This window comes from Vallitalea longa, from assembly GCF_027923465.1.
GTDB classification, from domain to species: domain Bacteria; phylum Bacillota; class Clostridia; order Lachnospirales; family Vallitaleaceae; genus Vallitalea; species Vallitalea longa.
On sequence record NZ_BRLB01000030.1, the window covers coordinates 1 to 16,180 of the forward strand.

Sequence of the window (16,180 nt, forward strand, 5' to 3'; positions counted from 1 at the left end):
ATTCCATTTGCTGGTGTTTTTAACGACCAACTTACATCTTTATTCAGTACATTTCCATACTGATCTTTTATTACTGCATTATAATCTGTTGTTTCTGGACTATTCTTTTGGGTTGGCACATTTATACTGCTAGCTCCATCTATAATGATATTTGTTACTTCTGATTCTGCTTTTTCTATCGTTACTGTTTTTTCTTCAGTCATTCCATTACTAGAAGCCACTACTACTAGTGTTCCTGCATCCGCTTGGTTAGTTACTTCCAGTAACCCTGGTATCGAATTTATACTTACTCCTGTTACTGGTATCTTTAATGACCAACTTACATCTTTATCCATTACATTTCCATACTGATCTTTTATTACTGCATTATAATCAGTTGTTTCTGGACTATTCTTTTGGGTTGGTACATCTATTGTACTTTCACCATTAATTGTTATATATGTTACTTCTGGTTCTGCTTTATCTATTGTTACGTTTTTTTCTTCCTGCATTCCATCGCTAAATGCCACTACTACAACGGTTCCTGCATCTGCTTGGTTGGTTACTTCCAATAACCCTGTTATAGGATTTATACTTACTCCTGGTACTGGTGCTTTTAATGACCAACTTATATTTTCATCCATCACATTTCCGTACTGATCTTTTATTACTGCATTATAATCAGTTGTTTCTGGACTATTCTTTTTGGTTGGTACATTTATACTGCTAGCTCCATCTATGATAATATTTGTTACTTCTGGTTCTAATTTTTTTATTGTTACGTTTTTTTCTTCCTGCACTCCATTACTAGAAGCCACTACTACAACGGTTCCTGCATCCACTTGGTTAGTTACTTCCAGTAACCCTGTTATTGGATTTATACTTACTCCATTTACTGGTGTCTTTAATGACCAACTTACATCCTGACTAATTACATTTCCGTACTGATCTTTTATTACTGCATTATAATCTGTTGTTTCTGGACTATTTTCTTGGGTTGGTACATCTATTATACTTTCACCATTTATTGTTATATTTGTTACTTCTGATTCTGCTTTTTCTATTGTTACGGTTTTTTCTTCCTGCATTCCACCGCTAGAAGCCATTACTACAACTATTCCTGCATCCGCTTGGTTAGTTACTTGTAATACACCAGTCTCTGGATTTATACTTATTCCATTTGCTGATGCTTTTAATGACCAACTTATATCCTGACTAATTACATTTCCGTATTGGTCTTTTATTACTGCATTATAATCAGTTGTTTTCGGACTATTTTCTTGGGTTGGTACATCTATTATACTTTCACCATTAATTATTATATTTGTTACTTCTGGCTCTGTTTTTTCTATTGTTACTGTTTTTTCTTCAGTCATTCCATTACTAGATGCCATTACTATAACTATTCCTGCATTTGCCTGGTTGGTTATTTGTAATACTCCAGTCTCTAAATTTATACTTACTCCATTTGCTGGCGTTTTTAATGACCAACTTATATTTTCATCCATCACATTTCCGTACTGATCTTTTATTACTGCATTATAATCAGTTGTTTCTGGACTATTTTCTTGGGTTGGTACATTTATACTGCTAGCTCCATCTATGATAATATTTGTTACTTCTGGATCTGTTTTTTCTATTGTTACTTGTTTTTCTTGTTGCAGTCCATCGCTAGTTGCCACTACTACAACTGTTCCCGCTTTTGCTTGGTTAGTTACTTCCAGTAACCCTGTTATCGAATTTATACTTACTCCTGTTACTGGTATCTTTAATGCCCAACTTACATCCTGATTAATTACATTTCCGTACTGGTCTTTTATCACTGCATTATAATCAGTTGTTTCTGGACTATTTTCTTGGGTTGGTACATCTATTATACTTTCACCATTTATTGTTATATTTGTTACTTCTGGTTCTACTTTTTCTATTGTTACGATTTTTTCTTCATGCATTCCATTGCTAGATGCTACTACTGTAACTGTTCCTGCATCTGCCTGGTTAGTTGCTTCCAATAACCCTGTTGTAGAATTTATACTTACTCCACTTACTGGTATCTTTAATGACCAACTTACATCCTGGCTAATTACATTTCCATACTGATCTTTTATCACTGCATTATAATCAGTCATTTTTGGACTATTTTCTTGGGTTGGTACATTTATAATGTCAGCACCATCAATAATGATATTTGTTACCTGAGATTCATCTCTATTTATTACTATTTCTTTTTCTCTTTCTAATGTACCGCACTTAGCTATTATTATAATTCTACCGCTATTTGCTTGATTTGTTATACTTAATGCTCCTGTTTCTGAATCAATGGTTACCCCATCTACTTGTTGTTTTAGAGACCATTTTGCCTTTTCGTCAATTATATTACCATGTTGATCTTTAATTATTGCCTCATAAAGTAATACTTCAGGACTTAAATTTTCAGGTGGCACATTTACAGTATTAGGTCCATTTATAGTTATACTTGTTATTATTGATGTTGAATAACCACCTTGTGCAGCACCAAATATTTCATTTAATGACCAAATTTTAAATTCATCATATAAATTACCATTTGGCAGATTTACTTTTGCAACTCTATTATCATAACTCACGAATAATGTATCATTAGCAACCGCAATAGCCATCATCCTTGTAAAATATTGTTTGATTGTAGTAACTTTATAATTATTATTAAAGTCTATCTTCATAAGTTTTGTCCTATTAAACCCAACGTTACCTAGGAAATACATATCTCCATTAAGAGCAACTAAATCTCCTTTTGATTCATAGCCTACATCTACAATACTTATATAATTATTTTTTACTGGATCATATGCATATAGAATCGAACCCTCTATAAAATAATACAATCCATTGTTATAAGTAAGTGAATTAATTGTATTATTAGTTACTTGCTTAATTAAAACAGGATCAGTAGTTATATTCTTATAAAGGCCTCCATCTTTGACTCCTACAAGCTCATTATCTTTGTTGGCTATATCAAGATATATTTCCCAACTATTAGAAACTTCTTCTATAGTATTCGTTTCTGGGTAATACTTAATAATTCTTCCGTTTTTGTCATTAAGATAGAAATAATCATAATCATAAGGTCCTATCAATTCTAATGAATTTTCATGTTTTTCTATACCTTGTGCAGCACCATATACTTGTTTTAAATTAGTTATCTGTTCTGATTGAGAATTTAATTTATTTCCATCAGCATCATATACATCAACATAACTTCTATTGCCGTTAGCATAAGTAACAAACAATTTATTATTTAAAGCAGTAATTCCATATGGCGCTTCTTGTAACGTAGAGATTTTTTCAATCTGATGTGTATTCAAGTCAACTCTAACCAAATATGAATTATGCCTACTATACGCTGTATAATATATTGTATCACTATCTAGAAAAACAATATCTCCTCTAGAATTCAACCTCGTATTAATCACATCATGAATCCTATCATTATATATATCATATCTTTTAATTCTTCCATTATACTCTTTTACATAATACAAGTCCCCGTCAGGTCCACAAGTTAAAGCATTAACATCATAGAAATATCCTATACGATCATCATCATCGTCGTCATCACCCTCGTCATCATCATACCAATTATAATGATATGGCGTAATATTTTTTCTATCATGTTTTCCAAGTTCAATGTTTTTATATAGATATCCATTTTCTGTTATTCCTACTAGAGAACCATCTGGTAATGTCGCTATATCTCTATAAACACCTATGTTCTTTTTAACTACTTCTGTCTTATCAGTAGTCCTATATGGATAATATTTAACTAGAGTTCCTTTGTTGTCACTAGCATAAAAATAATCATCTGGATTTCCTGGTTGTTCTGAAACAACAGTTAATACACAGCTATCCTCATAACTTCCATCTTCAGTTGTTGCTGTTATCGTTACAGTTCCAATTTCATTAAGTGTTACAATACCGTTAGTGTCTACATTAGCAATATTCTCATCACTGGAAGACCAGTTAATATTTTTATTTGTAGCATTTTCAGGAGTTATTGTTGCACTCAAACTAATGCTGTCAATCTCATTCAAATTAATTATCTGAGTTTCTGGTTCAACATTTATACCATATACAGGTATTTCTTCAATATATGATAAATCATTTGTACTTGGATATAAATACGATCCTGGAACATCTTCAATTTGATTTTCGTCAAAAGACATTTGTAATTTAAAAGCAGCAGAATCTACCCTATTTTCAAAGAAATCCATATAAATAGGATATATTTTACCTTCTTGCAAATAATAAGAATCATCATTACCTCTTGTCTTAGGAGATTGATAATCCCATTCATCAACAAAAATATTTTCATTACTATCAATTGTTACCGAACCGTAAATCCCATCATCACTATAAGCATATAATTGATAATATCCCGTTTTTTCTGGAACAAAATAACCCCACATTGCAATTGCCTTGTTAAATGGTTCATGTGAGTCATCGTAATCAGCTTCAAAATATAATGATCCTTCTTCACTTTCATCATACATATTGAAATAATCATTCCCAAAAGATTTTCTAGGGGTTTGCATAATGAAACCATCATATCTTTCGCTACCAAACATCTTATATCTATCATCTATATCAACTTCTGGTTGATTAGAAATATTATAATGTTTAACACTTAAGTATCCTCTTTTATCACTAACTATATCTGGGTATTCTTCTTTATCTTCATTAAAATTTTCTTCGTAATTATAATGAAATTCAAGAATTGTTGAATCACTTGGTGATTCTGTTTCAGTACCAACAAACCTTAGTTCAATAGTTACATCTCCTGATAAATCAGGTGGATAACTAGGATTATATGGTATCCAACCATTGTTATCATTTAATGAATACTCCATATTTTCTCTATCTGCATCATTACCATTAATACTGTTATTATCATCATCTGCAATTACATCAGGTGGAGCTATTGTCTCATGAGAAAAAAGATTTATTAATAAGTTACCTTCTACTCCATTATTAGTTTCACCTGTTAATGTAAAACTACCAGCATTGGCTTCATCATTTACTGTCAAAACACCTGTTTTCTCATCTACTTCTACTCCATCTATAGACTCATTGATTGACCATGTAACAGATGAATCTTCCATCTCTTCATCATTTTGATCATAAATTATTGCAGTATATTCACTGGTTACACTATCTTGTAGTGGAATTTCTATTTCTGTTTCACCATCTATTTCAATTCTTGATTCTACTTTAGGTTCAAATTCTTCACTATGCCATGGTGTTACAGCCTTATAATCTTGAATCTTAAAAGTAATAGTATCTTCTGGTATGAATAAATTTTCATCCGAGCGTGTTTGAATATACCAACAATTAAATATATGTGTTGGATCAGCACCATCATAATCTATAGCAACTAAAGTAATTTCTGTATCTACAGGACGTTTAATTACCTTTTGAGTTGACCCTTCTAACTCATCAATCATCATTGAATCAATATATACACTAATAGAACTTCTTCCAGCCACATTATTAATAACAACCGACATCTCTTCTACCATAGTATCGGAAAGTAAATTGCTAGAATCAGTTAAATCAATATCAGTAATTTCCTCAACATCATCAGATAATTCCTCTTCATCAATATCCTTGTGAACATCTTCTTGATTTTCTATATTTTCATCTATATCAAGATTTTCATTGTCACTATTGTTGTTATTATCGTCACTTTCTTCATCAATATTACTATTATCATCGCTTCTATTTGTAGTTGTATTCTCATCTATATTTTCAGAATCATTTACATCACTATCTTCATTATTTGATTGATGCTTATTACCATCTGTACTTTCATCTGTATTGTCATCTATTTTTACAGTTCTGTTATTACTTCCTTTATCATCACTATCGTTGATATTTTCCTCTTCAGCATCATCTTTTATATCTTTTTCTTGTACAGCATTATCGCTTTCAGTATTATCATCACTTCCACAATTCATATTATCATCTTGGTTAACATTTTCTGTCTGCTTATCAATTTTATCATTTTCTCCTATATGTATATTATCCTCATATATATCATTGGAGTCTTCTTTATTGATATTATCAGAAATGTTAGCATCTAGATTTTTATTACTGGTATCCTTTGGCTTTATATCTTTTTCATTTATTACATCATTATTGACTACATCTTTACTAATGTTTTCATCTACTTGATTCTTCTTATCCCCCTTTTCATTTTTTATACTATCATCTGAATTGTTTTCTTTTGTCTTTTGTGCAACTGCTTGAGTAGTATCAGTTACTTGGATTTGCTCAGGTTCTAAATAATCTGCATAAGAATTAATTGGAATTCCTGAAATTGTAACCGCTACAGTCAAAAAAACAATAAGCAGTCGCTTAAAAATCTTATACTTCCTCATTCTTGCTCTCCTCCAAATTTTTTTTGTTCTAGCAAATAATTAGTATGAATTTTTTAAGTTTTTTAATAATAGTCGTCATAGTACTCTTTAGAATTGTCTCTAATCAATATAATGAAATCATATTATGAATTATCATATTACGAATATTTTATGCTGATTATATAATTTATATAACCACAAAATTATAACAATTTTATTATACCACCTATCAATCAATTAAAAAAGCATTTTTTAGGTATTAAGTACTAATTTACAGAATATGAACATAATTCATTTTTTTACCATTTATAGTAATTTATACCTACATATTTTTACATTAAAAGATATAGTTTGTCCAACATATCTATCCACTATATACAAAAAGCGTTAACAATACCAATAAATAATATAATAATCAAATAATATTATTCACATTATTCCTTAATATTCAGATATTTTCTTGGTTTTTTAATAGAATTTATTTGATATTTGTAGTAATTACTATTGAATTGTAGAAATATAAGCAATAAAGTTATAGTTCTCTAAAGGTACCATATGCAAAAAAAGAATTTACATAATATAAAAGAATTGTTCTTTATACTTTTACATATAAAAAACAATTCTTTTGGAAGTTAGATTTGTATTATAGCTTTACTTTTCTTATTACTAAATTGCTTAATTATCTTGTGACATTAACATTGCTAGAGCTATTGAATTAATCTTAGATATCTCTGTATCCGCCCTAGAGGTAACTACAATAGGTACTTTAGCACCTACAATAACACCTGCAGCTTTAGCATTTGCTAAAAAAACTATAGATTTGTATAGAACATTACCTGCATCAATAGAAGGTACTATTAATACATCTGCATTACCAGCAACAGGATTATCTATTTTTTTATGCTTTGCGGCTTCCAGTGATACTGCATTATCTAGAGCTAATGGTCCGCCAACTATACAATTTTTTATTTCACCTCTTTGATTCATATCTTGTAATTCCTTTGCATCTACAGTAGCTTGCATTTTAGGATTGACCTTTTCTTTAGCACACAATATCGCTACCTTAGGTTCGTTAATACCAATACTTCTAGCAACAATAACCGAATTATCAATTATCTGCTTTTTAGTCATTAAATCTGGAACAATATTCATCGCTGCATCGGATACAAGCAACAGTCTATCGTATGTCGGTATATCCATAACTCCTACATGGCTAAGTACTCTTCCAGTTCTAAGATTAGCTTCTTTGTTCAATACAGCTTTTAAGATAATCGCTGTATCAACGATACCTTTCATCACCATATCAGCTTCACCATCAGTTACTTTTTTAACTGCCGCATTACAAGCTTCAATTTTATCTAGAACATTAACGATTTCAATATTGCTGACATCAAAATCTATTTGACCACTTATTTCAATAATCTGATCTCTATCACCTATTAAAATCGGTTTAATTATTCCCTCATTAACAGCTATCTTTATTGAATTCAATACATCTATATCTTGAGCTACTGCAACCGAAAGAACCTTAGGTTCTTTTGTTTTAGCTAATTTAATAATATCTTCAAATTTGCAAACCATCTGATCATTCCTTTTTATAATAGTGGATTTTATAATTTTACATAAATTATAATATATATACAATAGTTTATTGATAAATTTTTGCTTTTTCTTCGTTCCTAAGTATGCGAAGGCCGCCTTCTGCTAACGCTATTAATTCATCTTCTCCTGGAAATACAACGAAGTCACCTAAAAAATCAACTCTTTCTTTTAATTTTTTACTGAACAATTTTGAATAAGCAATTCCACCAGTTAATATTATTTGGTCATATTCTCCCATCAACACTGTAGACATTGCTCCTATAGCTTTTGCTACCTGATAAACCATAGCATCATATATAATAGATGCTTTTTTATCACCTTTATCCATCATATCTTCAACAATCCTCATATCATTAATTCCAAGATAACTAACGATACCACCTTTTCCGGTTAACATTTTTTTGATTTGTTGTTTTGTATATTCACCAGAAAAACATAACTCCACTAACTCACTTGTAGGAATTTCACCTGCTCTTTCTGGAGAAAAAGGACCATCACCATCTAGAGCATTATTGACATCGATTACTCGTCCATTCTTATGTGCCCCAACAGATATACCTCCACCTACATGAGCAATAATAAAATTACAATCCTCATATCTTTTTCCTAGTTTTTTAGCTGCTCTCCTTGCCACTGCTTTTTGATTCAGAGCATGAAACATACTAGTTCTTGTAGTACCTTCAAGCCCGGTAATTCTTGCAACATCTGCTAATTCATCAACACATGGGGGGTCAACCATATATGCATTAATACCTAATTCTTTTACTAAATCATTAGCAATAAGACCAGCTAAATTGCATGCATGACCTTTTTTGATAGCCCAGTCCCTTAATGCATTAACTAAATTATCTTCTAGAATATATGTACCACCTTCTATCGGCTCCAGAATACCTCCTCTACCTACAATACCACTTAGACTAGATAATTCAATATTTCTTTGCTGTAAAGCCTTAATTATTGCTTCTTTACGAAATGTATACTGTTCTAGTATTGTATCAAATACTTCAAGTTCCTTAGTAGAATGCCGTAATGTTTCTTCAAACAATTGCTCTTCATTGTCATATATCGCTATTTTAGTTGAAGTAGAACCTGGATTTATTACTAAAATCCTGAATTTACTTTCCATATTGATACCACTTCCTTTCATATTTCATGTCTATAGATTAACACCATTAAATATTTTTCTCGGTGCTCCTTTTGGTAAAATAGCAACCTTTTTTTGTCAGGTTTTAAAGGCATAAAACATAATAACAATTTTTACACCTTACAACATACTTTTTTTGTACTTAATTTATTGACATTTTATTGAAACAAAGATAAGATTAAGGTAAAATTATTATATTAAGAAAACCTTAATATATGTTGATTTTATCAACAACAATCACATTTTAACTAATTTATCAATGGTATCAATTTTGAACTTTTGTTAATAAATTATATATGTCATACAGTTCATAAAAATTAGTCATATAGTAATCTAATATATTTTAAAAAGAGGGTATTATTTATGAATACTAAATTTGAAATTATAAAGCATAGTGGCAATCTCCCATTCAGTATTTTTTTACATGAAAGCAAACTAGTCTATCCTATGAATTGGCACAAGGAAATTGAAATTTTATTTGTATTAAAAGGTACTATAAGAGTTAAGATAAGAGATATCAGTTACATAGTTCATCAAGATAATATCATTTTAATAAATAGTTATGAAATGCATGAAATAACACCTCTTGAAGAAGACATAATAATTCTTGTATTTCAACTTGACCCTTACTTCTATCAGAAATATTATCAAGGATTTACCGAAATCATTTTTCATATGAACTCCACTATGCTTAACAAAGACGCCAATACATACAATACAATAAAAGAAAATCTAGTCATTATGATGTGGTATAGATTAAATAAAGAAAATACATATCAGATAAAACTCCTAAAACAGTCTTTAGCTTTAGTTGAACTACTACTTAGAAATTTCAAAAAAGCCATAGTTGATGATAGAAATCACAATGACCGTTCACAACAACGTTTAATTTCTATAATTGAAAACATAAATAAAAATTATAACAAAAAACTTACTTTATCACATATTGCAGATCAAGAATATATAAGTATACACTACCTTTCTAAATTTTTTAAAAATAGAGTTGGAATTGGTTTTAATAAATATCTAAACCTTTTTAGGCTTAATAAATCTATGAACGATTTACTCAATACTAACAAGATGATTATAGACATTGCACTAGAACATGGTTTCTCAAGCGTTAAAGCTTATACTAAAATATTTAAAGAAACATATAAAGAAACTCCCAGTTCATTCAGGAAAAAATATCTTTCTGATATTTCTCCAAAGAAAAAAAATACTTCATGTACAATTAATAGTAGAGCTATTTTGCATAATTATATGCAACTTCTGGCAAAAGATTTCTTATCTGGAAATCTGAACCAGGTATATTACCTAAACATTAATATGCTTAATAAATCATCACATATTTATAATAAAGAAAACATACTTCATATAAATTTTTCTAACAATTACATGAATACTATCTTAAAAGAAAACCTTACAAATATTACAAAAGACATGAAGATTGATTATATAAGATTTGAAGATGTTTTAGATAAGAAAATGAATATATTCAATGATGATAAAAGCCTTAACTGGTTTAATATTGACATTATACTTGAATTTCTAATGAGCATAAACGTTAAACCTTTTATAAAATTATCGTACAATGAAAAATATTATACTGTAAAACAGTGGCATACTATAGTTATCAAATTCATTAATCATTGTATCGAAAAATACAGCATTTACAACGTCTGTAATTGGAAATTTGAAATCAGTTGCAAATCTTCTTATTATGATAAATTTGTTAATCTCTATAACAATGTCATAAAAAAAATCGTTAGTACATATGAGCAACTCCAATTAGGTATCTTGATAAATCTTAATAAATATTTTACTTCAGATAATATAGTCAATAATTATGACTTCTCCCAACTTGAATTTGTAACTATTGAAATCAACGATAAATTCTATTGGAAAAATACTCAAACTATCAATGATATAGTTGAATGGTTAAAAAACAAACATATAAATACATATATCCATCAAAGCAGAAATACTAATGAGTTATATGACACTTGTTTTATATCAAGTTATTTCATACATCATTATTTTGATACTTATAAAAATGCAAATCTCATAGTATCTCTTATTGACCCTATGACTAATTCCAAAATGTTCAATGGAAAGGACAGCTTATTAACTTTTAACGGATTAAAAAAACCAATCTTCAACACATACTTTCTATTGAATAAAATAAAAGGTGACATTATAGACAGAGGTGATTATTACATAGTTGTAAAAAATCATGACAGATACTATATTCTATTGTATTACTATGATAAAGAAATCGGTAATATGTTTAATTACAGTACTGATACCATAAGTTATAATTCTTTTTCGAAACAAACAGCTAGTAGCATCTCAACTATTGTGTACCTTAATCTAAAATTATGTAAAGGAGAATATAAGATCAGGACTTATCTATTAAATGAAGAAAACGGATGCATCTTTACTGAATGGCTGAATATGGGATCTCCTATAGAACTAGATAAAGAAGATCTAGAATTTCTTAAAAGCAAAGGAAATATGAGGATTAGTGTTAATAATGTGAAAATTAATGAATCCTTGCATCTAGAAAGTTCAATAAAGCTTAATGAAACAAGATTAATTGAAGTCATTAAAAAGTAAAAAAATAGCTGTTTCGTAATTCATTATCAAGTTAATATCTAGTATTAACATAGATAAAATATATTGAAACAGCTATAAATTATATACATTTAAATAAATCCAAAATCTTAGCGAAAGAACATTCCAAAAATCTTACCTACATAAAATCCTAATGTAGCTTTGGGTACTTCATCCTTTGCTAGTAAATCAACTCTTCCTACTTCTTTATCACCACATCTATATATGATTTCCCCTACTTTATCACCTTTTGCTATAGGTGCTTCAACGAATTCTGGTACTTGTATTTCATTAGTCACTTCTTGTTGTTCTTTACTATCAAGTACGCAATTAAAATCTTTAGCACCAACACAATCTATATTTTCTAATGTACCTTTCTTAACTGGAATATTGGAAAGTGCTTTATCTTTAATTGTATCTTTGAACATTTTACAATTAGCAAAACCATAATTTAACATTTCTCTGACTTCTGAAAAACGTTTTTTATGGTCAGGAGTTGCCATAACTACAGCTATTAAATCTAAACCATCTTTATTAGCAGTTCCTGAAAGACAATACTTAGCAAGACTTGTTGAACCTGTCTTTAATCCTGTTGCATATTCATACATTTTCAACAATTTATTAGTACTTGTCAATTCACTGATTTCTTCACCATCTTTTCTTTGGTGTTTTATTGTATCCATCCAAATATTGGTCAAATCGTATACTTGAGGATATTTTGTTATTAACTCTTTTGACATAACTGCAACATCATAAGCACTAGTTAAATGTCCATCAGCATCAAGTCCACATGCATTAGCGAAATTAGTATCATTCATACCTAATTCCTTAGCTTTAGCATTCATCATATTAACAAATTCGCCTTCTGTTCCAGCTACATACTCTGCCATAGCTACAGCCGCATCATTACCAGAAGCTACTGCAATTCCTTTTGCCAATTCTTTTACAGGCTGAACTTCATTAGTTTCCAGAAATACTGTGGAACCGCCAAAGCTTGAAGCATGCTCACTTACAACTACTTCATCTTCCCATCCTATTTTACCATTTTCTAGAGCTTCATACATTAATAGTAGTGTCATTATTTTTGTTATACTTGCTGGTCTTAATTTTTCATGGGCATTTTTTTCATATAATATTTTTCCTGTTGTTGGTTCTATTAATATTGCTGATTTAGCTGTTATCTCTAATTTGTTATCAGTTGCTGGTTCATCCTCAGCAAAAACCATTACATTAAAAGAACAGCTTAATAATAAAACTAGAGAAAGTAAATAACATACTAAACTTTTCTTCATTTATTGCTCACTCCTTATACTCATAATAATAATTCCTAAAAAACTGCTATAGTTTAATTATCTTACTATTAGAGTAAGCTTTTAGAAGAAATTTATACCTTTATTCTAGATGGTAATTATTCCATGTTTGGTAATTATTCCCTTAATAAACTTCCTCTCTTTTGGTTTTTCTTCTGTAAACTCATAAGCTGATAAAACTTTTTCTTCAGCTATTTTAATCTTTTCTTGATCGTTTCCATGTATATAAGCTAATACATCACCTTTTGATACTTTTGCACCAACCTTTTTATCAATAACTATACCAACGCTAAAATCGATAATACTATCTTTTGTTTCACGTCCACCACCAAGAATCATTGAGGCAATTCCTATTTCGTCAGCTTCAATATGACTAATATATCCACTATCATTTGTTTTAACTGGTTGAATTATTTTTGTTTTTCGGAACATATCTGTGTCATCAACAAATAGTTTATTTCCTCCTTGGGCATCTACTAGTTCTTTCAATTTTTCTAAAGCAGTACCTTTGACTATTGTCTCTTCTAGTAATTTTCTACCTTCCTCCGCTGTCTCAGCTTTTCCAGCAGCTTTTACCATATGGCTTCCTAGAGTTAAACATAAATCCATTAAATCTTCTGGTCCATTTCCTTTTAATGTTTCTATGGCTTCAATAACTTCCAGACTATTACCAACTGCGTTTCCTAATGGTTGATCCATATCAGATATTATAGCAGTTGTGTCTCTATCAAGCCCATTACCGATTTTCACCATTTCTTCAGCAAGTTTAAAAGAATCTTCTTCTTTCTTCATGAATGCACCGCTACCTGTCTTTACATCAAGTACGATAGCATTAGAACCAGATGCAATCTTTTTACTCATTATGCTACTTGCAATCAAAGATATATTATCGACTGTTGCAGTTACATCTCTAAGAGCATATAGTTTCTTATCAGCTGGTGCTAGATTAGCAGTTTGACCTGCTATAGCAATTTTTATGTTATTTACATTTTTTATAAATATCTCTTTATCTACTTTTGTACTAAATCCGTCAAATGATTCTAGTTTATCGATTGTTCCTCCTGTATGACCTAGACCTCTACCAGACATCTTAGCTACTGGAATTCCTAATGCCGCTACCATTGGTGCTATAACTAAAGTAGTTTTGTCTCCTACACCACCCGTGCTGTGTTTATCAACTTTTATTCCATTTATCTTAGATAAATCTAACATATCACCACTCTTAGCCATAGCTAATGTTAATGCCAAAGTCTCTTCCTCATTCATTCCCATAAAATATATCGCCATCAATAATGCAGAAACTTGGTAGTCAGGTATCATTCCTTCAGTATAATCTTTAATAAAGTAATTTATTTCATCATTTGAAAGTACCATACCTAATTTCTTTTTTTCTATTAAATCATACATTCTCATGATAACATCACCCTTCTATGAAGACAATTATTGTTTACTAAATGTAAATTAGTTACTTTCCTTTAATATCATCCAAAAAACTTTCTCCTATTTCAAGTTGTTCAACTCCCAATATCTGCGCTATTGTTTGCCCAATATCAGAAAATGTCTTACGAGTCTTTAAGTCCATATTGTTCTTGAGTTCTTTTCCATAAGCTAAGAAAGGTACATATTCTCTTGAATGATCTGTACTTGGTGTTGTAGGATCACAACCATGATCCGCATTTATCATAAGTACATCTGTATCTTTCATATTTTTAATAATCTCTGGTAATCTAGCATCAAAATCTTCTAAACCTTGTGCATATCCCTTAACATTATTTCTATGTCCCCATTTAGAATCAAATTCTACTAAATTAGTGAATATCAATCCTTTATTATCTTTGTTCATATATTCGATAGTCTTGTCTACTCCATCCATATTGTCTTTTGTATGAATAGCTTCTGTTATGCCTTTTCCAGAAAAAATGTCTTCTATTTTTCCAACACCAATAACATCTTTACCATTTTCTTTCAAGATATCCAATAAAGTATCTTTTGGTGGTACTAATGAGAAATCTCTTCTGTTAGCAGTTCTATAAAATGATCCCGGTTCTCCTAAAAATGGTCTTGCAATAACTCTTGCTACTGCATGTTCATTAGATAATATTTTTCTAGCTTCCCTACACATATCATACAGTTTATCTAGTGGTATTATTTCTTCATGTGCTGCAATTTGGAAAACACTGTCTGCTGAAGTATAGACTATAGGTCTACCTGTTTCCATATGTTCTTTTCCTAACTCTTCTAGAATAGCAGTTCCTGATGCAGGTTTATTACCTAATATTTTCTTGCCAACATATTCTTCAAACCTATCAGTTATTTCTTTTGGAAATCCATCAGGATAAGTTGGAAATGCTATAGGAGAATATATTCCTACCATTTCCCAATGACCGATAGTAGTATCTTTTCCGTTAGATATTTCACCTATTCTACCGTAAACACCTTCTGGATTTTTAACTTTCTCTAAATTGACCATTCCTTCTATGTTAGCCAAACCAAGTTTCCTCATATTAGGTAGATCCAATTTCAACTCTTTTGCAATATTACCTATGGTATTACTCCCTACGTCACCAAATTTGTCTGCATCTGGCAATTCACCCATACCTACGCTGTCTAAAATTATCCATATTATTCTGTCAATCATAACAAAAACCTCCTTAATTGTATAATAAAAATTTTCTAACTATTTAATATGTTTGTTCAGTAATGTTTTACCTACTTTAATTTAATTATATAACATTGATACTAGCTAATAAACGACACATGTCCTGTTTTATAGCTATATATAAGTTGTCTTTTTCATACTGTTATATAATAAGTTTATTTTACATTATATTATACCAAATTTTTCTTATATAATCATAATAATTTTCTATTTATTTAACATAACCTTACTAATTCAATTTTATCATTCCAAATGTCAAAAGACTAGTAACCTATCGGCTACTAGTCTTTATCATATATTACTTATAAATGTCCTTTCACCCTAACCACACCTTTCATTTAAGACTTTATTGTCAAAAATTATGATGTAAAACGGTAAATATTCACTTACAAGCATTTGTGAATAGTTAATACTCACAATATTATATTATCCAAGGTCAAAAAATTTATTCAAATTATTTTTTAGTTTTTTATTGACA

At 29.9% G+C, this 16,180-nt stretch carries 7 protein-coding genes; 1 reads left to right on the top strand and 6 read right to left on the bottom strand.

The window, feature by feature from the left end:
- The 3 genes from QMG30_RS24075 to buk form a co-directional block, all read right to left on the bottom strand.
- The coding region (locus QMG30_RS24075; protein ID WP_281819734.1) for an Ig-like domain-containing protein at window positions 1–6,395 on the bottom strand (6,395 nt) is incomplete at its 3' end.
- Between the two features lie 654 nt (window positions 6,396–7,049).
- Window positions 7,050–7,955, bottom strand: coding sequence for a phosphate butyryltransferase (locus tag QMG30_RS24080; RefSeq protein ID WP_281819735.1), 906 nt, complete (start codon window positions 7,953–7,955; stop codon window positions 7,050–7,052).
- A 67-nt stretch (window positions 7,956–8,022) separates the two neighbouring features.
- Entirely contained in the window at window positions 8,023–9,102 is a 1,080-nt protein-coding gene (buk, locus tag QMG30_RS24085; RefSeq protein ID WP_281819736.1) for a butyrate kinase, read from the bottom strand.
- A gap of 381 nt (window positions 9,103–9,483) precedes the next feature.
- Between buk and QMG30_RS24090 the strand changes: the two genes are divergently transcribed.
- Complete coding sequence (locus tag QMG30_RS24090; protein WP_281819737.1) at window positions 9,484–11,736, top strand: helix-turn-helix domain-containing protein; 2,253 nt, start codon at window positions 9,484–9,486, stop codon at window positions 11,734–11,736.
- A gap of 107 nt (window positions 11,737–11,843) precedes the next feature.
- Here the strand turns inward: QMG30_RS24090 and QMG30_RS24095 are convergent, their stop codons facing one another.
- The 3 genes from QMG30_RS24095 to QMG30_RS24105 all read right to left on the bottom strand — a co-directional run bounded on the left by QMG30_RS24095 (window position 11,844) and on the right by QMG30_RS24105 (window position 15,681).
- Window positions 11,844–13,025, bottom strand: a complete 1,182-nt coding sequence (locus QMG30_RS24095; protein WP_281819739.1) for a D-alanyl-D-alanine carboxypeptidase family protein — start codon at window positions 13,023–13,025, stop codon at window positions 11,844–11,846.
- A gap of 105 nt (window positions 13,026–13,130) precedes the next feature.
- The gene (locus QMG30_RS24100) at window positions 13,131–14,456 is read right to left on the bottom strand and encodes a pyrimidine-nucleoside phosphorylase (RefSeq protein ID WP_281819740.1); all 1,326 of its coding nucleotides are present in this window, start codon (window positions 14,454–14,456) and stop codon (window positions 13,131–13,133) included.
- Between the two features lie 52 nt (window positions 14,457–14,508).
- Window positions 14,509–15,681, bottom strand: a complete 1,173-nt coding sequence (locus QMG30_RS24105; RefSeq protein WP_281819741.1) for a phosphopentomutase — start codon at window positions 15,679–15,681, stop codon at window positions 14,509–14,511.
- Window positions 15,682–16,180: the final 499 nt, after the last annotated feature.